This is a genomic window from Mycetocola sp. Y791 (assembly GCF_059445325.1).
Genome location: NZ_JCAIUC010000003.1, coordinates 546,289 through 567,191, shown reverse-complemented (window position 1 = coordinate 567,191; position 20,903 = coordinate 546,289). Strand labels below are relative to the sequence as shown.

Annotated in this window: 20 protein-coding genes and 2 tRNA genes; 14 read left to right on the top strand and 8 right to left on the bottom strand. The window is 64.2% G+C overall.

Annotation, left to right across the window (positions count from 1 at the left end; translation table 11 throughout):
• Positions 1-14: 14 nt before the first annotated feature.
• From dnaG to AC1C2N_RS11730, 3 genes are all read left to right on the top strand, one after another.
• Positions 15-1,874, top strand: coding sequence for a DNA primase (dnaG, locus tag AC1C2N_RS11740; RefSeq protein ID WP_483404293.1), 1,860 nt, complete (start codon positions 15-17; stop codon positions 1,872-1,874).
• Between the two features lie 39 nt (positions 1,875-1,913).
• A complete protein-coding gene (locus tag AC1C2N_RS11735; RefSeq protein ID WP_495434078.1) occupies positions 1,914-2,762 on the top strand; it encodes an ATP-binding cassette domain-containing protein in 849 nt (282 codons plus the stop codon).
• 56 nt (positions 2,763-2,818) lie between these two features.
• Positions 2,819-2,891, top strand: a tRNA-Asn gene (locus tag AC1C2N_RS11730).
• A 171-nt stretch (positions 2,892-3,062) separates the two neighbouring features.
• Here the strand turns inward: AC1C2N_RS11730 and def are convergent.
• The gene (gene def / locus AC1C2N_RS11725; protein WP_495434077.1) at positions 3,063-3,629 is read right to left on the bottom strand and encodes a peptide deformylase; all 567 of its coding nucleotides are present in this window, start codon (positions 3,627-3,629) and stop codon (positions 3,063-3,065) included.
• Between the two features lie 42 nt (positions 3,630-3,671).
• On the opposite strand from def, the gene AC1C2N_RS11720 reads away from it, so the two are divergent.
• Positions 3,672-4,598 (top strand): DMT family transporter, encoded by a 927-nt coding sequence (locus tag AC1C2N_RS11720; RefSeq protein WP_495434076.1) that lies wholly within the window; start codon positions 3,672-3,674, stop codon positions 4,596-4,598.
• A 3-nt stretch (positions 4,599-4,601) separates the two neighbouring features.
• Here AC1C2N_RS11720 and AC1C2N_RS11715 read toward each other — a convergent pair whose 3' ends face one another.
• The gene (locus tag AC1C2N_RS11715) at positions 4,602-5,858 is read right to left on the bottom strand and encodes an RNA polymerase sigma factor (RefSeq protein WP_495434075.1); all 1,257 of its coding nucleotides are present in this window, start codon (positions 5,856-5,858) and stop codon (positions 4,602-4,604) included.
• A complete protein-coding gene (locus tag AC1C2N_RS11710) occupies positions 5,840-6,217 on the bottom strand; it encodes a YciI family protein (RefSeq protein ID WP_495434074.1) in 378 nt (125 codons plus the stop codon). The genes AC1C2N_RS11715 and AC1C2N_RS11710 overlap by 19 nt, the downstream gene beginning before the upstream one ends.
• Positions 6,218-6,469: 252 nt before the next feature.
• On the opposite strand from AC1C2N_RS11710, the gene AC1C2N_RS11705 reads away from it, so the two are divergent.
• The 4 genes from AC1C2N_RS11705 to AC1C2N_RS11690 all read left to right on the top strand — a co-directional run bounded on the left by AC1C2N_RS11705 (position 6,470) and on the right by AC1C2N_RS11690 (position 10,263).
• A complete protein-coding gene (locus tag AC1C2N_RS11705) occupies positions 6,470-7,732 on the top strand; it encodes a glycosyltransferase (protein WP_483404288.1) in 1,263 nt (420 codons plus the stop codon).
• Positions 7,733-7,741: 9 nt separating this feature from the next.
• Positions 7,742-7,815, top strand: a tRNA-Ile gene (locus AC1C2N_RS11700).
• A gap of 307 nt (positions 7,816-8,122) precedes the next feature.
• The gene (locus AC1C2N_RS11695; RefSeq protein WP_495434073.1) at positions 8,123-8,545 is read left to right on the top strand and encodes a hypothetical protein; all 423 of its coding nucleotides are present in this window, start codon (positions 8,123-8,125) and stop codon (positions 8,543-8,545) included.
• 458 nt (positions 8,546-9,003) lie between these two features.
• Entirely contained in the window at positions 9,004-10,263 is a 1,260-nt protein-coding gene (locus tag AC1C2N_RS11690) for a low temperature requirement protein A (RefSeq protein ID WP_495434072.1), read from the top strand.
• 26 nt (positions 10,264-10,289) lie between these two features.
• Here the strand turns inward: AC1C2N_RS11690 and AC1C2N_RS11685 are convergent, their stop codons facing one another.
• On the bottom strand, positions 10,290-11,162 hold the full coding sequence (locus AC1C2N_RS11685; protein ID WP_495434071.1) for a MerR family transcriptional regulator: 873 nt from the start codon (positions 11,160-11,162) through the stop codon (positions 10,290-10,292).
• 854 nt (positions 11,163-12,016) lie between these two features.
• On the opposite strand from AC1C2N_RS11685, the gene AC1C2N_RS11680 reads away from it, so the two are divergent.
• On the top strand, positions 12,017-12,610 hold the full coding sequence (locus tag AC1C2N_RS11680) for a hypothetical protein (RefSeq protein WP_495434070.1): 594 nt from the start codon (positions 12,017-12,019) through the stop codon (positions 12,608-12,610).
• Positions 12,611-12,673: 63 nt separating this feature from the next.
• Here the strand turns inward: AC1C2N_RS11680 and AC1C2N_RS11675 are convergent, their stop codons facing one another.
• The 3 genes from AC1C2N_RS11675 to AC1C2N_RS11665 all read right to left on the bottom strand — a co-directional run bounded on the left by AC1C2N_RS11675 (position 12,674) and on the right by AC1C2N_RS11665 (position 15,758).
• Complete coding sequence (locus AC1C2N_RS11675; RefSeq protein ID WP_495434069.1) at positions 12,674-13,501, bottom strand: hypothetical protein; 828 nt, start codon at positions 13,499-13,501, stop codon at positions 12,674-12,676.
• 217 nt (positions 13,502-13,718) lie between these two features.
• Positions 13,719-14,783 (bottom strand): DUF2776 family protein, encoded by a 1,065-nt coding sequence (locus AC1C2N_RS11670; RefSeq protein WP_495434068.1) that lies wholly within the window; start codon positions 14,781-14,783, stop codon positions 13,719-13,721.
• 252 nt (positions 14,784-15,035) lie between these two features.
• On the bottom strand, positions 15,036-15,758 hold the full coding sequence (locus AC1C2N_RS11665) for an alpha/beta fold hydrolase (protein ID WP_495434067.1): 723 nt from the start codon (positions 15,756-15,758) through the stop codon (positions 15,036-15,038).
• Between the two features lie 139 nt (positions 15,759-15,897).
• On the opposite strand from AC1C2N_RS11665, the gene AC1C2N_RS11660 reads away from it, so the two are divergent.
• The gene (locus AC1C2N_RS11660; protein ID WP_495434066.1) at positions 15,898-16,818 is read left to right on the top strand and encodes a LysR family transcriptional regulator; all 921 of its coding nucleotides are present in this window, start codon (positions 15,898-15,900) and stop codon (positions 16,816-16,818) included.
• A gap of 34 nt (positions 16,819-16,852) precedes the next feature.
• Here the strand turns inward: AC1C2N_RS11660 and AC1C2N_RS11655 are convergent, their stop codons facing one another.
• A complete protein-coding gene (locus AC1C2N_RS11655; RefSeq protein ID WP_495434065.1) occupies positions 16,853-17,797 on the bottom strand; it encodes a DMT family transporter in 945 nt (314 codons plus the stop codon).
• Between the two features lie 109 nt (positions 17,798-17,906).
• On the opposite strand from AC1C2N_RS11655, the gene AC1C2N_RS11650 reads away from it, so the two are divergent.
• The 4 genes from AC1C2N_RS11650 (at position 17,907) to AC1C2N_RS11635 (ending at position 20,862) form a co-directional block, all read left to right on the top strand.
• The gene (locus tag AC1C2N_RS11650; RefSeq protein WP_483404270.1) at positions 17,907-18,098 is read left to right on the top strand and encodes a hypothetical protein; all 192 of its coding nucleotides are present in this window, start codon (positions 17,907-17,909) and stop codon (positions 18,096-18,098) included.
• 259 nt (positions 18,099-18,357) lie between these two features.
• Positions 18,358-18,981: a hypothetical protein gene (locus AC1C2N_RS11645; protein WP_495434064.1), complete on the top strand. Its 624-nt coding sequence runs from the start codon at positions 18,358-18,360 to the stop codon at positions 18,979-18,981.
• On the top strand, positions 18,978-19,757 hold the full coding sequence (locus tag AC1C2N_RS11640; RefSeq protein WP_495434063.1) for a PspA/IM30 family protein: 780 nt from the start codon (positions 18,978-18,980) through the stop codon (positions 19,755-19,757). The genes AC1C2N_RS11645 and AC1C2N_RS11640 overlap by 4 nt, the downstream gene beginning before the upstream one ends.
• A gap of 25 nt (positions 19,758-19,782) precedes the next feature.
• Positions 19,783-20,862, top strand: coding sequence for a DNA polymerase IV (locus tag AC1C2N_RS11635; RefSeq protein ID WP_495434062.1), 1,080 nt, complete (start codon positions 19,783-19,785; stop codon positions 20,860-20,862).
• Positions 20,863-20,903 lie beyond the last annotated feature (41 nt).

The following is a 20,903-nucleotide window of genomic DNA, read 5'->3' as shown; positions in this document are numbered from 1 at the left end:
GGTAGGATAGACGGATGGCCGGCCGTATTCGTTCAAGCGACATCGAAGAGGTCAAGTCGCGCACGAACATCGCCGATATCGTCGGTGATCACGTCAGCCTCAAGTCAGCCGGCGTCGGCTCGCTCAAGGGCCTGTGCCCGTTCCACGATGAGCGCAGCCCCAGCTTCCACGTGCGCCCGCAGCTCGGTTTCTACCACTGCTTCGGCTGTGGTGAGTCCGGCGACGCCATCTCGTTCCTGCAGAAGATGGACCACGTCAGCTTCGCGGATGCCGTCGAGCGGCTGGCACAGCGGGTCGGCTTCACCCTCACCTACGAAGATGGCGACGGCGCGCCGAGCGACTCCACGAACCGGGCACGGCTGCTGGCCGCAAACGCGGCGGCGGAGGCGTTCTTCCAGGAGCAGCTCACGACGCCAGGAGCAGATCCGGGCCGCCGGTTCCTCGGCGAACGCGGCTTCGACCACATCGCCGCAGCGCGGTTCGGTGTCGGTTTCGCGCCGAAGAGCTGGGACGCCCTGACCAAACACCTTCGTTCCAAGGGTTTCAGCGTCGAGGAGATCACGACGGCCGGGCTCGTCTCCCAGGGCGACCGCGGCGTGTACGACAGGTTCCGTGGTCGGCTGATCTGGCCCATTCGCGATGTCACCGGCCAGACCGTCGGCTTCGGTGCGCGCAAGCTGCTCGACGACGACAAGGGACCCAAGTACCTCAACACGCCTGAGACACCCGTCTACCACAAGGCCCAGGTCCTCTACGGGCTCGACCTCGCCAAGCGTGATGTGTCCCGCAGCCACCGCGTCGTGGTCGTCGAGGGATACACCGACGTCATGGCGTGCCACCTCGCGGGAATCACCACTGCCGTCGCGACCTGTGGCACCTCGTTCGGCGTCGACCACATCAAGACGCTCCGGCGCGTGATGGGCGACGACACTGCGAACGGCGAAGTGATCTTCACCTTCGACCCGGATGCCGCTGGCCAGAAGGCCGCAATGCGCGCGTTCGCCGAAGAGCGCCGCTTCTCTGCCCAGACCTATGTCGCTGTCGCACCCGACGGGCTCGACCCCTGCGACCTGCGGCTCAACCGGGGCGACGACGCGGTGCGGAGGCTCGTCGACAATAAAGAGCCGATGTTCGAGTTCGTGATTCGGCAGACCCTCGCGAGCTTCGACCTCGAAACCGTTGAGGGCAGGGTCGGCGCGCTGCGGGCATCCGCCCCTGTCATCGCCGACATCCGCGACCCGTCGCTTCGGCCCGGGTACACCCGTGTGCTGGCCCGGCACCTCGGCGTCGACCTGCCCGAGGTGCAGGCCGCCGTCTCCCGCGCATCGCGCGGCGCCCTCGGAACGTCACAGGACAACGGATCGCGCCAGGCCGGAGCCGACGGAGTCGTCGCCGAACGCCCCGCGTCGATCCGCGATCTGCCCCGCGACCCGGCCACACGACTTGAGCGGGATGCGCTGATGGCGATCCTGCAGCATCCGGCCCTCGCGGGGCGCGAGCTCGTCCAGCGGGCCATGCTCACGACCTTTGTGAACCCGACGCTCGCGATCGTCCGGGATGCGATTGCGGCGAGCATGGACGCCTTCGGCACGGATGCCTGGTTCACCCGCGTGACCGAGATGGCGCCAACGCCGATGACGGGCATCGTGCAGCAGCTTGCCGTCGCACCGATTCCGGAGCGATCGGAGCGCGACCTGACCGCGTACGTTCGTGAAATCACCGTCGCCCTCATCGACCGGGAACTGCTCAGGCAGTCCCACGAACTGCTCGGACGACTGCAGCGCGTCGACCCGAAGGAGCGCGAAGGCTACCGCGCCCTCCAGGCGCAACTGATGGCCATCGAGGGCGAACGACGGAGCCTCCGCGAGGGCTAGCGGGTTCGCGATCCACACGCCTTAAGGCAGGATGTAACCATGAGTTCCCCGGCAAACACAGGCGATGCGGCAGTCATCGTCGACGATCTGACCGTCGACTATCCGGCGCACCGGGCAAGCGTGGCGCACCGCGCGGTCGACGGGGTCAGCCTGACTGTTGCCAATGATGAGGTCATCGGAATCATCGGCGAATCGGGGTCGGGCAAGTCGACACTCGCCCGGGTGCTCGCCGGTGACCTGACCAGTGCGCGCGGAACCGATCCGGCCCCGGTGATCTCCGGGGGAGAGGCACGCGTCCTCGGTCACGCGCTTCGCGGCATCCGTCGCAGGGAGCTGGCTCGGCTGACCTTCAACGTCGCGTACCTGCCCCAGGATGCCGCCGCGCGGCTTGCGCCGGAGCTGACCGTCGCCGAACTCGTCGGAGCGCCGATCCTGGCTCGCGACCGACGGTACGACGCCAAGGCGGTGGGCCTCCGGGTCGCCACGATGCTCGACCAGGTGCAGTTGCCCCTCGCTGTGCTCGACAAGTACCCGTTCGAGCTCTCCAGCGGCCAGCGGCAGCGGGTTGCGATAGCGAGGTCGCTCGTGCTCGCCCCACGCGTGTTGATCGCCGACGAGCCGACCGCCGGCATTGACGTGACGGTACGCGGTTCGATCAGCGAACTCATTGAACGGCTCCGGGTTGAGGGAAGCTTTTCCGCGATCCTCGTCAGCCACGATCTCGCCCTGCTCAGGCACACCACACGGCGGGTCGTTGCGTTGCACGCGGGTCGAATCGTTGGTCTCGCGCCCATCGATGAGCTGTTGGGCGAAGGCGCGCACCCGTTCCTGGCGGGCTTCGCCGAGGCAACCGGGCAGCGCGACGGCGACAAGACTCGCCCGAGGTGACCGTCTCGATTTTGTGTTTCGCAAAGCTTTGGTAAAGTAGCTACGCAACGCAATGATCCTCGATAGCTCAATTGGCAGAGCAATCGGCTGTTAACCGGTAGGTTCTTGGTTCGAGTCCAAGTCGAGGAGCGAAAAGGCCACAAGGGCTCCACCCCTGTGGCCTTTTTTCTTGCCCGGATGCCGGATGCGGGATCCCGGATGGCGGTCGACCGGCTGTCGTATCGGTCGCGATCCTCGGGGCACAAAAAAGGCGCCGTCCGCAGAGTTCCTGCGAGCGGCGCCTTTGTCGAAAGTGCCGGTTCAGGCGTCGAGGTCGTCCACGCCGGGCATCCAGCTCACGCCGGGTACGCCCCAGCCCATTTTTTTCGTGATCTTCGCCACGATCTTGCGGTCGTGGCGGCCGAGGCGGTCGACGTACAGGTACCCGTCGAGATGGTCGTACTCGTGCTGGAGGATCCTCGCGTGCCAGCCGCTGACCCTCAACTCAACCGGGTTCTGCTCGAGGTCGACTCCGGTGAGGATCGCTTCCTCGCCGCGCCGGAGGGGGAATCTCTCGCCGGGGAACGACAGGCATCCCTCTGACTCTTCGTCCTCGTCGGGCTCTCCCGCAGGAGGGGGAGTGATCCACAACTCGGGATTGATCACGACACCGCGCCAGGGCCCGACCTCGTCGGTGTCGTAGCCGTACACGAACAGGCGCAGGGGAACACCGACCTGCGGCGCCGCGAGCCCGACGCCGGGAGCGGCATCCATCGTCTCGAACATGTCGCTGACGAGCTGCCGAAGTGAGTCATCGAAAACCGTCACGGGTTCGGCGGGGGAGTGCAGGGCGGGGTCACCGGTGATACGGATGGGGAGAATGGCCATTCGTTGAGCCTAACCAAGAGCCGCCCGTTGTAGGCTCACAACGTGATGTTTGCGAACAACGACTTCAGCGACCTGACGAGCGAGTTTGTTCGCAACCCGAGCCAGCTCATCGGCATCCCGCTCGCCATCGTCGGCGCAGTCTTCATGTCGCTCGGCGCGCAGTTCCAGCACCGCGGTGTGACCAAGGTCGAATCGTCGAGCGGTGTCGATGCGACTACCGGACTCAACTTCAGCCAGCTGAAGCTTCTGCTCACCCGACCGTCATGGGTTCTCGGCACACTCATGCTCGGGTTCGCCATTGCGTTCCAGCTCAGCGCTCTTGCCTTTTCGCCGCTGATTCTCGTTCAGCCGCTCGGCGCCATCGCCCTCGTGATCACCGCGATTCTCAACGCGCGCATTTACAAGATGAGCCTCAACCGCCCGAGTGTGATTGCGATTTCCGCCTGTGTGGCCGGCGTCGCTCTGTTTGTGACGATCGCGGCGCTCGTCGGCGGTGAGAAGCCGGTGTCCAACGTCGATCTCATCACGATCCTCATCATGCTCGGTGTGGTGCTCATCCTCCTGACGCTCGGGTTCCTGTTCTTCCGCAAGCGCGCCAAGGCGCTGTTCTACATCCTCGCCGCGGGAATCATCTACGGTTTCGTCGCGACGCTCGCGAAAGTCGTCATCAACCGCATAGTTCACGAGAACTTCGACTGGCTGACCGTCCTGTGTGTCGTCGGCCTTCTCGTTGCCGCTGGCCTCGGCGCGTACTTCGTGCAGACCGCGTACTCTTCTGGGCCGCCTGACCTCGTCATCGCCGGGCTCACCGTCGTCGACCCAATGGTCGCCGTCGCGATCGGCATCGTCGTCCTCGACGAGGCAAGCGGCGCGCCGCTCTGGGCCGTTATCGGGTTTGCCGTCGCCGGTGCAATCGCGGTCTGGGGAGTGTTCCAGCTGGCCAGGCACCACCCGCAGGTGCAGGCGTAGATTTCAGTCGCCGGATGCCTCGTCGGCGCGGACCGCATCAGCGCGGTCGCGAAGCCACGCACGGGTGGGTGCGTCCGTCGTGAGTGAGATCGCCCTCTCGTAGGCGGCGACCGCTTCCGAACCACGACCGGCCTGGGCGAGAAGGTGGGCCCGAACGGCCCACGCGGGCTGGAACCGCGAAACGCCAGCGTCCGCGATCGCGTCGAGAGCGTCGAGGCCCGCCGTCGGTCCGTCATCCTGGCCGATGACCGCGGCGAGTGCGACCCGGGCTCCGAGCGTTGGCGCGACGGTCACGAGGGCTTCGGAGAGGGTGCGAAGTGCGCGCAGGTCGGTCGTGCCCGTGCTGGCCCTCGCGCAGTGCACCGACTGGATCGCCGCTTCAATCTGGAAGCGCCCGGGTGCGCCGAGCCTGTGCGCCCGCGACAGGTATGCCTCACCACGGGCGATTGCGGCGGCATCCCACACCGCGGTGTCCTGCTCGTCAAGCGGCACCAGGGTTCCGTCCGGGAGGGTCCGCGCTCCCGTGCGCGAGATGCTCAACCAGAGCAGGGCGGCAAGGCCGAGCACCTCCGGTTCGTCCGGGAGGAGCTCGGCGAGGATCTCCGCGAGATTCACCGCTTCAGTCGAGAGCGAACCCCTGATGGTGGTTCCCGAGACGACTTGCCAGTCGATCGCGTAGGCGCCGTAGATGGCCTCGAGCACCGCGGGAAGCCGTCCGGCCATCTCCGAGCGGTCGGGTACACGGAACGGGATCCCGGCATCCCGGATGCGACGTTTGGCACGAACGAGGCGCTGAGCCATTGTGTGGCGCGGGGTCGCGTATGCGGTGGCAACACGCTCGGCGTCGAGGCCGAGAACCGTCTGAAGCATGAGCGGTGTGCGGATGGCGGGGTCGATGCCCGGATGCGCACAGGTGAAGAGGAGCGCCAGTCGTTTGTCCGGGATCGCGTCGAGGTCAACGTCGTCCGAACTGTCCTCGGCAGTGTCGGCGCTCTCCAGCGGGACAGACCTCCGCTGGGCGGCTGAGTGAAAGTGGTCCCGCAGCCTGTTGCGTGCCACCTGGAAGATCCAGCCCTCGGGGTTCTTCGGTACCCCGGTGTCCGGCCAGTTGAGTAGCGCCCTCTCGAGTGCGTCGGCGAGCGCGTCTTCCGCGGCGAAGATGTCCCCGCTTCGTGCCGCGAGGAGCGCGAGCAGTCGCCCGTGGGAATCCCGGGCGACCTGCTCGGCCACCTCCGCGACCGTCAGGCCGCGTTCTGCCACTGCCCCTCCGCGAAGTACAGGGCGGTGGGTCGGACCTCGATCACACCGTACTGGGCGGCCGGGCACTTTTCGGCCCAGGCGATGGCGGCATCCAGGTCGGCGACATCGATGACGAAAACGCCGTTGAGCTTTTCGCGCGTATCCGCAAACGGTCCGTCCTGCACCTGCAGCGCACCGTTGCGGAGGGTGACAGTCGTGGAGGACGCGACCGGCTGGAGGATATCGACGCCGATGAGTGCGTCGGCATCCGAGAGGGACTTCGCGTAGGCGTCGAACGCGGCCATTGCCGGTTCCATGTCCGCCTCGGTGATGCCGACGTCGGCCGGCTCAGGGTTGTTCAGGAGAAGTGCGTATCGCATGGGCTTACCTTTCTGCTGGGTGGTCAGGCTAACGCCGCAACTGGCGTGCCGCTACAGAGATGACGATCCAGCGGGGCGCCAATCGACAGGAACACACTCCCGGTGTCGGCGGCATGCCCAGCGGCACGCCAGCCATGTCCGGCAACACGCGCTGGGTGCCCGATAGTATGAGAGCGATTGATCCCCGGCGGCCCCCGCCAGAGGATGTGGTCGGGGTGATCATCTCCGGCCGATGACGGAGGAATCCCCACAGTGCCAGAATCAGTTCACTCGACAAACGCCGGGTCAACCGACCAGCCCCACGACGATAGCCGTCCGCTCCGAATCATCATCGGGGCGGACACCTTTGCTCCCGACGTCAATGGCGCTGCCCGGTTCTCTGAGCGCCTCGCCGCCGGCATGGTTGCGCGCGGACACGAGGTCCACGTGGTTGCTCCAGCCGCGTCCAGGAAGCACGGCACGTGGACGGAGACCCACGAGGGTCAGCAGATGGTCGTCCACCGGGTCAAGAGCTGGCGTTGGTATCCGCACGACTGGCTGCGGTTCGCCCTCCCGTGGCGTCTGAACAAAGACGCCGCACAGATCATCGACGCCGTTAAGCCCGATGTCATTCACTCTCAGTCCTACGCCCTCGTCGGGCGCGGGTTGTCGAACCAGGGCGCCAAGCGTGGCATTCGGATCATCGCCACCAACCACCTGATGCCCGAGAACGCTCTCGAGTTCACGTTGTTGCCTCATCGCTTCCGTGAGTCGCTCGTGCGCTGGGCCTGGAAGCTGGCCCGCGGCAACCTCCTCCTGGCTGAAGAGGTCACAACGCCAACGCGCCGGGCGGCGGACTTTCTGGAGAAGTACACCGGCCTGACCGGGGTTCACGCGATTTCCTGTGGAATCGACGCGCAGATGTACACGCCGAGTTTCGAGCCACGGACCGAGAACCGCATTGTGTTCGTCGGCCGGGTCACCGGCGAGAAGCAGATCGACGTCCTGATCAAAGCGTTCGCGACCCTCGACCCCGCACTCGATGCGAAACTTGAGATCGTCGGCGGGGGAGACCAGAAGCGCAACCTCGAGACGCTGACAACATCGCTGGGTCTCGATGACCGGGTCATCTTCACCGGTTATGTGAGTGACGAAGAACTGCGCGAAACCTACACCCGCGCAACGTTGCTCGCGATGCCGTCGATTGCGGAACTGCAGAGCATCGTGACGATGGAGGCCATGGCATCCGCGCTTCCGGTTGTCGCGGCGAATGCGATGGCCCTGCCGCACCTCGTGCACAACGATGTCAACGGCTACCTGTTCGAACCGGGCAACGTTTCGGAGCTCGCTGCGCGGTTGACGGATGTCCTCACCGCGTCACCCGAGAAGATGACGTCGATGAAGCGCGAATCGTTGCGCATGATCAAGGCGCACGACATCCAGCGCACGCTGTCGACGTTCGAGAGCATGTATCGTGGACAGTCGGTGACCGACCCGGTCACCGAGGCGATTCCCATCCAGGTGTCAGACAACTAGACACCATCAGGGGCGGTAGCTCAGCTGGTTAGAGCAGCGGACTCATAATCCGTCGGTCACGGGTTCAAGTCCCGTCCGCCCTACATAAAAAAGATCTCTGATCAGGGATTCCAGCGGCCTTGCGTGCTGTTCACCTCGCACCCGCAGTGCTAACTCCGTTCTAGACTCCGGTGGAGGTCATAGAGTTCTCTGTTGTTGGCCGACCCAGGTAGTCGCCTCTAAGCGTCAATGCGACCGATTCGCTCCTACGACGACCTTGCCCTGGTCAGGGGCGATCGCACTTGCAGTATGGTGTCCAACCATGTCCGGTGTCGTGGACTCTTTCACCGTCGCCACATCCTCGAAACTGCACGCGTCACCCGCTAGTCTCAGCTCAAGCGAAGGAGCCTTATGACCCGTTCAGCAACGTTGCGCATGGGATCGCTCACCGCAGCTCTTGTACTTTTCACGGGCTGCACGTCCGGCTCTGAGCCGGTCTACACCGAGTTGGACAGGCCGCAGGTCGACTCCGACATCTTCCCGGAGGCCAATTCGGAGATCCTGGACACAGAGTCCACCCGGCTCGTTGGCGAGTTCGAGGGGCGATCCTTCTACCTTGCACTACCCGCCCACGACGAGATCGAGGACGGTATCTGCATCCTCGTTGCTGGCGTTGACGTTCCAGACGGCGCCGTCAGTACTTGCACTGGGCCGAATTCCGTGACCGGGTACCCGTTCGGGGACCTGAGGCACGACCCGTCACGGATCCCGGACTCGGCGGTCCAAGACGGATGGTTGCGTATCTCGGACAACCTGATTTTCAAGCCTAAGTAATCGCCCGCGCGCTTCCACACCTCCCATTTTCGCCAAAGATATTGGAGGTCGAAACGATCCCTGCCGGAATCTGTCGTCGCGAACGCGACCGGATTCTAACTCCGACCGACGCGACAGAGGGGGTCCTGTTGGTGCCCGGGCTCGGGAGGGTCTGGTTGCCGGAACGGCACGCGAGTAACGTCGGCGGCGGCGATGGCAGCAGTGATCGGACAACGCGGCCGGCCGGAGTGATGCATTGGCGGGCCGTCCAGTGAAGGAGAACGTGTTGGCTGTTCCTGACCCAATCGGCCGTCCGCGTGCGGCGATTAGTTCCCATGACGCTTGGACGAGGTTCTACCTGAGCTCGGTGGTGACCGAGGCTGGCACAGCGTGAGAACCCTCTCTTGCCGCCGATGTGTTCGGTCCAGCCGGGTAGATTTTCCTAGGACGGTAACCCCAGCTGTGCCACAGTATCTCGCATGACTACCGCCCGGCCCCAGTCGTCAGGTCCACTGAACCACCGTCTGCGCCGCATGACGGCGCGCGACCCCGACCAGGTGCACCGCGGGGCCACGCCGCTTGAGCTTCTGTTCGACCTCACCTTTGTTGTGGCATTCGGCCAGGCCGCCGACCAGTTGGCACACTACCTCGCAGAGGGCCATGTGTTGTCCGCGCTCACCGGCTTCGTGTTGTCGATGCTCGCCGTGTGCTGGGCGTGGATCGGGTTCAGTTGGATGGCGTCGGGCTACGATACCGACGACTGGTTTTTCAGGATCATGACCATGGTGCAGATGGTCGGCGTGCTCGTACTTGCGCTGGGTATTCCGGCCTTCTTCGGCTCCATCGACGAGGGAGAGCCGCTGGAGAGCGGCATCATGGTGGCCGGTTACGTGGTCATGCGCGTTGCCGTGGTCGCCCAGTGGGTGCGCGCGGCATGGCAGGACGCCGCCCACCGGGCCGCGAATATCGCGAATGCCGCAGTGGTCCTCGTCTCGTCACTGACGTGGGTAATGTTCTACCTCCTGCGCACCATGCCTTCGTCCGTTGTCGCCCTGGTGCTGGTCGTCGCGGTAGTGACAGACTTCGGCGGCCCTTTTGCCGTCGACAGGAGGTTCGGCGGCAAAGGCTGGCACGCGGCTCATATCGCGGAGCGCCACGGGCTGCTCGTGATCATCGCTCTTGGCGAGGCGATTTTCGGTACGATCGCTTCGGTATCGGCCATCGTGCAGCACGACGAGTGGACATCGGAGGCCGTGCTCATCGTGGTCGCCGGCACCGGCTTGACCTTCGGACTCTGGTGGTCATACTTCACCCTTCCCTCAGCGCAGGTGCTCGCCGTACGGCGCTCCCGCGCAGCGCTGTGGGGTTACGCACACATCCTGGTCTTCACGTCAATCGCCGCGGTCGGTGCAGGGCTGCATGTTGCCGCGTATGTCATCGAGGGACACGCGCGGATCAGCGCCGTTGGCGCAGTAGCGTCGGTGGCGGTGCCCGTGCTGGTGTTTCTCCTGGTCATCTTCGCACTCAACGCCTTTTTAGTGCGAGCTCTCGACCCGTTCCACCTTGTGCTTCTCGCGGGAATGGTCATAACTCTCGCGTTATCACTCATCGTTGTTTGGGTCGGGGCAAGCATAGGGACGGGCCTGATGATCGTCATGGTCGCACCGCTTGTCGGCGTCGTCGGATACGAGACCGTGGGGTCAAAGCACGAGGAGCAGGTGTTGGCGCGTCTGGAGTGACTAGAGGGCTCCGCAACGGGAAGGATCTAAGAAGCGGCAGACTCGCGGGCGGCGAGTTCTGCGGCCAGTTCCATGCAACGCAAGCGGGCCGGGGAGAAATCGTATGGCATTTTTCCGATGGCTTCGACTATGCTCATGGACTCTTGCCCCCTGCCCGAGCCCTGGCCGGCCTCGTCCTCAACTTCATCAGCGGTAGCGTGGTGCAAGGCCTCCCAGGAATCGAAGAGTGCGTCATTTTCCTGCGCCAGCCCGGACTCCTCGATGACGCCATCCAGCATCAGTTCGAAGGCGTGCCGCTCGGCAGCCACCTGTGCCACGCGGGGGTCGTCGACAGCGATCGTGTCGTCGAGGGCCTCCTCGGCGGCATCCACGCGGTCGGATTCGTCCCGCAGACCCTGATGGGTGGCCAGTGCAATGTAACGCCCGGCGTTGACGGCCGCACCGAGCGGGCCGAAGATCCGCTCCATGACCAGCAGGTTATCCAGGTCCGCCTCCCGCAGGGAGCCATCGGGCAGGCTCGTGAGGCGGCTGGCGACGAAGTCAGAGAGCAGCCCCATCCTGCCGCCTTGGGTACGCATGCGCTGCACCGCAGTCCGCTGCCGCTTCACTTCCGCTTCCTGGGCAGCGAGGGTTTTCTCCAACCGTTCAAGCACACTGCCGACGTCGAGGTCGCTGCCGGCACCAGCAGGAGCCGAGTGAGCGAAGGCGTCACGGATGTCGGCCAGGGCGATACCGGCGTCGGCCATCTTCCGGATCCACAGGAGCCGGATCATTTCTTCGTAACCGTAGCGGCGGCGGTCGTCATTGCCCCGCTCGGGCTCGGGGAGCAGGCCGATCTCGTGGTAGTGACGGATCGCCCGCGGCGTGGTGCCGACGAACGAAGCCGCGTCACCGATCATGACCTGACGCGGCGGGATAAAGGACGAATGCATGAGCGGGGCTTTCCTCGGTGGGGCGGGATGTGAATACACCAAATCACATAACGCTACGTGAGGTGCAACTCCGCGCACTCCGAGGCAATCCGGCGCGTGGGGGGAGGACCCGCCGCCTGTGGGGTGCGCCCGTTAGGCCGTCGACCGCCGACAGCGATCATTGGTTAGCTCGCAACACAGGTGAACTCCGGAAACCGGGCGGGTAAGGGGCGAACGGCGCGGACTCGGTTCCGGTAGCTTGAGTCTCGGCGGAATCGCTTCGTCGAATACCGTCCAGTGTTGATAGTTCTTACGCTGATCTCGGCGTGAGCGGATTGCGACAGCAGGGACGAAGAAGGAGGATGACCGAAACGTGACGGGTCCCAAGGAGCCTCGTGGATTCCGGTGGAGTATTCACGGTGCCGCAGAATTCTTGAATACGCATCCGATGGCGAGGGCTAAGGCAAGGGTGGTCGGGACGGCATTGGCAGTCGCGATCGCAGGCGCTCTTGTGCTCGTGCCGTCATCTGTCCAAGCTCTCGACAAGTCCGTGGATGGCACAGTCCGGGTGAACGACTCGAGGGTGTGGTACAGCGAAACTCATTACCACGCCATCGCTGGTCCCATTCAGTTCAGTTATAGCGGGACAGACACCGGAGACACATGCGGCGGGGCACATGAGATCGGCCTCCGACTCCAAGGAGGGAGCACCCAATACACAAATACGCTCACCTTCTTGTCCGGTCCCGCCAAGCGCACGTTCACCCGGACGTTGAACGACATCATTCATATGCCTGCTGGCACCTATCAGTTGGTTGCCGGTAACGCTGGTGGCAGCAAATGTGGCTACCATTCCTACCGTTGGTTCGGCACGCTGCACATCTAGGGATAACGAGATCATCAAAAAGACACGTGCCGCGCTCACAGGAGTTCTCGCCGTGCTGTTCGGCGGGCTCGCGGTCGGTGCGGTGGCAGCGGGTATTCCGGAAAAAGCACCGGGGCCCATCGTTGACCGGGCGGCGGCCTTGTCTGCTGGGTCCACCCCCCGCTTCAGCGACGGAAGCGAGAGCGAGTCTGCCTATCGCAAGGCTATTGCGAGTCTCCCGTATCAGTTAGCCCACGGCCATACATGGCCAGAATCGCTGCCCTCGGAACTGGTCGATCCCACTGCCCTGTTCGAAGCAGGCTATGTGGAAGGCAGGGCGGTCAGTTACTGGGCGTGCACTTGGTCGGTGGCGATTCTCGACGCATATGAAAGTGGGGACGGTGAGGCTGCATCAGAGGGGATCGCGATGCTGGCAGCCTATGGTTCGCTGCCTTGGACCAAGGCTCACTTTCCGGACTACGATGTTTGGTACGCGGACGTCGTCCTGCCATTAGCCCGAAACGACACCACTGCTCTCAAGGCGTTAACGCCTGTGGAGTGCGCACTCTAGAAAACGGGGATCAGTGGCAATTGCGATATTCGTCGGCGTGGACGACTGGAGTGTTGCCAGCGCTCACCTTCCGATGTGCTGCAGGCTCGTGGCGCACTGGCGTGAGGATCCGAACTGCTCGATTCCTGAGCGATCCGCGCGCGAGAACACTTCGGCCGCGTTTTTCCAGTAATCGGCTTGGCCGCGATCCTGTGGGTCATCACCGAACCTCAGATTGGGCCACTCCAGAGAGCCAATGAGAGTTGTGCCCGCGTCTGACCGCCGCTGCGAATCTTTGTCTGCGTCCAACCATTCCTCAATCCAGAGGCACTGAACGGCTTGTTCCCAGGACCCCTTCTGCGCGGACGCCTCCACGACGATTCCCTCGGTGCCGTAGTCGCGCAGGATCGTGTCGTGCCACCCCTGCGCATGTTGAGTGGCGGCTTCCTCGAGCACAATTCCGTGAGGTTCCGGAAGCGATAAGTCGTATGCGCCCAAGGCCCAGGCGACGTAGTCGGTTGCTGCTGGGTTGACCCAGGTTGCTCCCTCCATCTCGTGTCCGGGGGCGAGTGGAGCGTGTTGGGCGTTCTCAGGTGACACCACTGGCGAAGGTGCAACGAACGGTCTCTCGGTGCTCTCGGGGATGTTTTCAATCAGTGCCCCGATCGTGTTTCTCACCGAGTAGACAGCAACAGTGCCGGCTATCAAGGTGATGCAGAGTATCGCCCCGGCGAACGCCGTGAACAGTCGCCGATGGGGCTCGGGGCCTCCCGGTCCCGGGCTGACATCGAGCTTTTCGAGATCAAGAGTCTCCTCTGCGCTCGATTTCCCTGACACCGCCTCGCGGGTGCCCTCCGGCAGCTTCCCCACGTCGACGCCGTCCGACGGAACCCGTCGCGAACGCATAGTCATGCAGTCCCTCCAGCGCGCATGCGCGCTATTTGACTATTCAGAGCCCAGAAACGGATTCACGCTGAGGCGTCCTCAGCGCGCAGTGCTCCGGCTCAGCAATTCAAGCACAGGCACCCATCTTCTTCAGTGCCGGGACTGCGGTCGCCTGGCTGGGTCCGTTCTGGCGGGGGACCTCGTACCGTGCGTTAGGTGGGGACTCCTGTCCGGCTCCTGTGGCTCACTTGCTGGACGATGTGCCGCTCTCCAAAATACTGACGATTGAGTAGAGCGAGAAGCAGATTGCTCCCAAACCGACGAGGACGTGCGCTGCAATGAACACGTTCGCGTTGACGAGGGCGGCCTGGAACAGGAACGCCGCCAGGAAGAGACACGTCAGCGCCGTGACGACCGGGATCAAGGGCACCCGATTGGCGAGTGCAAACGTCCGCCGCCACACGAGCGCAAGCAGGCCTACCTTGCTGAGGATGCTGAAACAGACGAGGCCAAGGCCGATCATTACGAAGCCGGGTGTCCAGAAGTAGGGCTCGCTGTGGAGCCCGACCAACACAATTCCCCAGATGAGGTTGACGGAGCCCATGATTATGACGATCGAGGGCCAGACGATTCGCTCTCGGCGGGCGTACGAGTTCTCGACCTGGCGAAGGATGCTGAAGACCAAAGTGATCAGGCACGTGCAAACCAAAGCGAGCCCGCCGACCACGTGGCCGACAGTGAACCGACTGGGAGTGGTTGGGAGAATGAGGTTCGTGATCGAGAAGATCCACGCGACTACCGCCAGGACGATCGGAATGGCACCGAGCGCCACGACCGCGGCTTTCGGGAACGCGGCTGGCGGAACGTCGGTGCTGTCTTCTGCCGCATGTGAGTTCACCGGGATGAGCGAGAACTTAGTGGATGCCGTCGCGACGGTTGCGATACAGCCGCTGATGAGCCCGACTCCGAACACAACATGACCGGCGATGAATCGCTCGTTCACGCCGGTACTCGGTTCACCAAGAAAGAGCGATATGCCGTATACGACCGTTGCCGCGGCGGCAAGATAGCCGATGGTCGGGTACGCGATTCGATCGATCGTCGTGTAGCGGTTGATCAACTGGCGGATGATGGTTGCGGCGGTGCAAAAGAGGCACAGGCAGATTACGCCGAGGGACATGACCACCCGGCCGGCAACGAAATTCGCGGGTGCCGCTCCTGCAGTTGCCACGTACAGGCCAAAACCGAGGCACACCGCCATCATCGCGAGCGGGATCGCGCGAAAAATTACACTCACTGCGTGGTTCATGCCGGGAGGGTAAACCGCGCTGGTCAGCGGCGGAAGGGGCCTGTGTCCTGACGGGGCGACCACAGTTTGCGCATACGACCGGCATCCTCCTGACGGGTCTGGAGGTTGAAAACATAGGTGGCTCACTCGTTTCCGTCGCCGTCTTGATTGACCGTCTGCTTCGGCGTTCGCCTCGATCGTGATCTATCGCGGCGAATCCACCGTCTTCAGCTCGTTGACACGACGGTGGCGCTGAACCGCCAGGCCGGAGCCTCACGCAGGGACGCTCACAGCTCCCACCGCCGCCTCGATCACGTTGACGACATCCGTCGGGTGGGTCAGCATCATGAGGTGCGGGGAATCGACCTCGATGATCTGCTTGAAACCCGCTCGCTCGTAGCCAAACCGCTGGACGTCGGGCTGTACGGTTTCGTCGGCGGCGGCGACGAGACCCCAGCTCGGCGTGGTCTTCCATGCCGCCGTTGACGCAGCTTCGGTGTAAGCGGCATCCGCGAAGGAACGTTGGGATACCGCGAGTACTTCCGCTGTGCGCGGGTCGAGACCGGCAGCAAACACCGGCAGGAATGCGTCTGGAGCCACCGACAGTTCGATCCCTTCTTCGCGTCCTGGCGTTGGGTTCGGCAGGGTCACGATGTGGTCGCGGAGCGCAGTAGCGGGGTAACGGGCATCCAGGTCGGCGGGGCTTTCGCCCTCGTCCGGAGCGTATGCGGCGACGTAGACCAGGCCGACAACGTTCTCGGCGGCGCCCGCAACGGTGATGACGGCGCCACCGTAGGAGTGACCGGCAAGCACAACAGGGCCGTCGACGGCGTCAACGACCCGGCGAACGCTCGCCGCATCACTCGAGAGCGTGCGGAGGTGGTTCGGAGGGACGATGACCGGGTAACCCTGGTCGAGAAGCGCCCGGGTAACGGGTGCCCAGCTCGCTGCATCGGCGAACGCTCCGTGAACCAGGACGATGGTGGGTTTGTTCATGGGGATAGCTCCAAATCGTGTTGACAGTCTCGGCAGATCGCCTGAGAAATACTCACTTTAGGAGTATGTTCTCCCGCAGATAAAGGAGTGAATCTGCACAGCCAGTGTGCAAATCTGCACCGACTGACGGGAGTTCATCGTGGGGCACAGAGTCGACATCCGGAACGTTCGCGCCGATGACCTGCGTTACCTCGCCGCGGTGGCGGACACCGGCGGGCTGGTTGCCGCGGCACGGTGTCTCGGTGTCGACCACAGCACGGTTTCACGGCGTCTTCAGGCACTCGAGGCGACCCTGGGGACCCGGCTTATCGGACGAGGCAATGACGGCTGGGTATTGACCGGCGAGGGTCGCATGGTTGCCGAGCACGCGCGCACGATCGAAGACGCGGTTGAACGAGCAGCACAATCCGTTGCCCGAGCGGCGGCGGACACCATTACGGGCACGATCCGGGTCACGGCAGCCGATGGGTTCGGAACTCGGTTCGTCACTCCGGCTCTGACACGGCTTCGCGTCCAGCATCCGAGTCTCAACATCGAGCTGCTGACGGGAGCCCAGCGCCTGAATGTGCGCCAGACGAACTTCGACATCGCCCTCACGATCGGCGAACCACCCAAGAGTCGCCTGTTCGTGGAAAGACTCTGTGAATATGATTCGTCCTTCTACGCGAGCGAAGCGTACCTGGCGGAAAATGGTGACCCGGAGTCGGCCGAAGAGCTGCGGCATCACGCGCTCATTTATCTGGTCGATTCGCTTGAGCACGTGAGAGAGCACCAACTCAGTGCCTACGTTCGTGGCGCGACTGTTGGCTTTGCGTCGACGAATATCTTCGCCTTGCTTGAGGCGACCCGGCAGGGCGGCGGGGTCGGGTTGATCCCCAAGTTCATGGCCGAGACCGTGCCCGAACTTCAGCGAGTTGCCGCTCCGCTGCAACCAGCGAGAGTGCCCGTGTCAGTTATAACGCGCCCCGAGGCCGGGAACCGGGTCGATGTGCAGGCGGTTCGCCTGGCGTTGCACCAGGAAGTTCTCAACCGCCGGGACGAACTCATCTGGCGGACCTGACTTCGGGGCTCGCCCATGGTCGGATGTGCTGCCTTCAGCGCTGCCGGTCCTCGAGCGACGGCTCGTCGTCGGGAGCGACAGTGGTTTCGGTGCTGCCGACGGCGGCCCGTTTGCGCGGGTTGAGTTCGCTCACCACAGCACCGGCGACGATAAAGACAGCGCCGAGAATCGCGATGGCGGGAAGCCGGTCGCCCGCCACCCGGCCGATGATTCCTGCCCACACCGGCTCGGCCGCGTAAATAATCGTCGCGCGGGTTGGCGACACCGATCGCTGTGCCCAGTTCATAGTGAGCTGGATGATGCAACTCGCGGCCCCCAGCGCCACTGCAGCACCGAGCCAGACCCAGGAGAACTCCGGCACCTGTTCACCGACCACCGGCATCGTGGCGAGCGCCAGAAGCCCGGCGACGAGTAACTGGACAACGGTGACCCGGCCAAGGTGTACCTTGCCTGCGAACACGCTGATCAGGATGATCTCCAACGCAATCGGCAAGGTACTAACGAGCGTCACGATCTCACCGGCACCAAACGTGAATCCGACGCTTCCAGGATCAGCCAGCAGGATCAGGCCGATGAACGCGAGTGCCACGCCGATCCACGTGAGCAGCTTAGGCGCCTTCCGGAACACCACCCACTGCAGGATCGGAACGAGTGGCACATAGAGGGCGGTGATGAAGGCGGAGGTACTGCTGGTGATGGTTTGCAGACCGACAGTCTGCAGGCCGTAGCCGAGGTAGATCATCACGCCGATCGCGGACCCCGCTCCGATCTCCTTCCAGGTCAAACCGGAGAGGGCCTTCGCGAAGATGACGGCGCTGATGATGCCAGCGGCGAGGAACCGCATCCCGACAAAGAACCACGGCCCGCTGTACCGGACGGCGATGTGCACAATCAGGAACGTCGCTCCCCAGACCACGGTGATCAGAACAAGCGCCAGTTCGGGCTTCGAAAGCAGGCCCCTCCGTGGAATGTGCGGCATGCTTCCACTTTATGGTGCCGAAAGGTGGTGAAAAGCCATGCGGAAAGAGGACGAGGCTAGCGTCAGCCCCGGCCGGGGACGATGACCGCCCTGTCGTACACTGTGAGCCATGCCGACCGAAGGATTCGCCGTGACCGACACCAGTGACAACACCCCTCACCAGCACGTTCCCGCGCCGGACGAGTCAACAATTCCGGAACTCGAGGCCGATGAGACGATCGCGCCGCGGCCCGAGGAAGAGATTGCTGACGTGCTCCGGGCGACCCCCGATGTCGAGGATCACAGCGAAAACCCCGCCTAGCGTTTCGCCGCGGGCCGCCGGAACCACACCCACTCGCCGTAATCTCACCACCCGCCGTGCTTGCCGGGCGCTCTGGAAGCGGCGGGCGGAGGAGGGTAGCCTTGCCGGTGATACGTGGTGTGATCGGGCATCACGACGCTGCTTGGTAAAGGCGATCCGGTGAAGGTCAACACGCGAATCTGGACAGGTCGATGACTCCGCACGGGGTCCTCCGTGGAGGGCGCTGCTGTGGCGTGTCCGTGAGCGTCGGGACGCTGTCGTGAGTGAGCTCGGCTGGATCCTGGTCAGCCTGGCATCCGCCATCCTCGCCGCCAACGTCGCAGTGGTCATCGCGGTTCGGGCGTTTTACCGCAGGGTCAAACGGAACCTCGCTCTCAACGGTGCCGCACTGCGGGTACGGTCGCGGCTCAGCCGGGGCAGACAGTGCGAAGTCCTGAAACTCCGGGTGCAGCTGAAAGAGACCCTGGACAGCGGACGGGCCGCGATGGATCTGGTCACCCGCAGTGACGGCCCACGCGGTGAACTCCCTCGCCTCTTCCGTCGCCTCGAACTTGAGAGTGCCGGCCTGGAGTCACAGTTACGCCTCCTCGAAAGTGAGAATGACGGCGTCGTGCTCGCCGAAGCGCTGGAAACCGCGCATGCACGGGTCGACGAGGTGACCGGCCTCGTTCGCCGGCTCCGTTCCGCTGTCGCATCGGGTCTTGGCGGCATCTCCGACGACAGCCTGACGGCACTGCGCTCCGATGTCGACCGCGAGGTCACGGCCGTGCGTGCCGGACTCGACGAACTGCACGAGCTCAATGTGCAGGGCAGGCTCTACGACACTCTTCAACACCAGCAAACAATCCGTACCCCCAGGGGTGAGCGAGGGAACCAGCCATGAGCAACACATCGCGGATACGCAACATTCTTCGGAGCAAAGCGTCCAAGGGACTCGACAAGCTCGAGGACCCGCGCGATGTGCTCGATGACAGCTACGACCAGCTGGTCAGGATGCTGCAACAGGTGCGGCAGGGCCTGGCCGAGGTTGCGACCGCAAAGAAGCGCATCGAACTCCAGGGGCAGGAGATGGGCACGCGCCACAGTCGGTTGACCCGTCAGGCGCAGGAAGCGATGGCTCATGGCCGGGATGACCTCGCCCGCATTGCGTTGGAGCGGCGGGTGTTCCTCGAGGGCCAGGTCGCGTCGATCCGCACGCAGTTCACCGCGCTGCAACGACAGACGGCTGGCTTGCAAGACAAGGAGCGTCGGCTCGCGGAGCGCGTCGCCGCTTTCCGGATCGAGAAAGAAACGATCAAGGCCACCTACACCGCCTCCGAGGCCCAGGTCAGGGTGAACGAGACGTTGGGCGGCGTCGGTTCGCAAATGAGCGACGTGGGCGAGAGCCTGGATCGGGCACGCGACCGTGTCGCGCAGATGCGGGCGCGGGCAGCGGCGACGGACGAACTGTTGTCGAGCGGCGCGCTCGGCGACCTCACCGCGGCGCCCGACGCTGACCTCGAACGCGCCCTGGAGTCGCTCGCGCTCGATGCGGAAGTGGACCAGCAACTGCGCTCGATGAAGAATGCTGGCGCAGCCGATACCGAACTGGCGGCCACTCCACAGGCTGACGAGCCCGACGCCTGGTTGAGCATCGGCGGCGAGCCAGGCGCGCGCTGAACCGACCTAAGCAAAGGGTGGTCGGATGAGTTCAGCAGACACGCCGTGGGTGTTGCACGTGGACCTCGACCAGTTCATCGCGGCCGTTGAGGTGCTTCGCCGTCCGGAGCTCGCCGGTAAGCCGGTGATCGTCGGTGGACGCGGCGATCCGACCGAGCGCGCCGTCGTCTCGACCGCGTCCTACGAGGCACGCGAGTTCGGTGTCGGTTCGGGGATGCCGCTCCGAATTGCTGCCAGGAAGATTCCGGATGCCGTCATCCTGCCCGTCGACGCGGAAACGTACAACGCCGCATCGCACGAGGTCATGGCGACCCTCAAGGAGCAACCGGGTGCAACGGTGCAGGTGCTCGGCTGGGACGAGGCCTTCGTCGGGATCGTCACTGATGATCCCGAGTCCTACGCCAGAACGATCCAGCGGGCCGTTCTTGACCGGACGCAGTTGCACTGCAGTGTTGGTATCGGCGACACGCTCGTTCGGGCGAAGGTTGCCACCGGCTTCGGAAAACCGCGCGGCGTCTTCCGGCTGACGGCCGACAACTGGCTGGAGGTCATGGGTGCACGCCCGACCATCGACCTCTGGGGTGTCGGCTCGAAGGTCTCCCGTCGCCTCGCCGGGCTGGGTATCACCACCGTTGCAGAGCTGGCCGCCTCCGAACCCGCGGACCTCATCACGGAGTTCGGCCCGAAGATGGGCCCCTGGTACCGGCAGCTCGGTCGCGGCGAGGGTGCCAGGGAGGTCGATGACACGCCCTGGGTGGCGCGTGGGCACAGTCGTGAGACGACCTACCAGCAGGACCTCGTGTCTCGCGCTGATGTAGAAGCGGGGGTGCGAGAGTTGGTCGACCGCGTGCTGCGGGACGTTCAAGACGAGGGCCGGCCGGTGGTCGGCGTGACCCTGAAGGTGCGTTACGCGCCGTTCGCGACGAAAATCTTCACGAAGAAGATCCCTGAGACGACAGATCCGGAGGCCGTGCTGGACCGCGCGATGGAGCTTGTGGGCAGGATCGAGGCGGATCGCCCCATTCGGCTGCTCGGGTTCCGTGCGGAGATGCCGATGCCTCTCGAGTCGAGGGAAGGCCACACACCGACGCGGAGCGGCTGGTAAGTGCCGGACCCAACCATGCGGGGTACCGCAGGGGAGAGGTG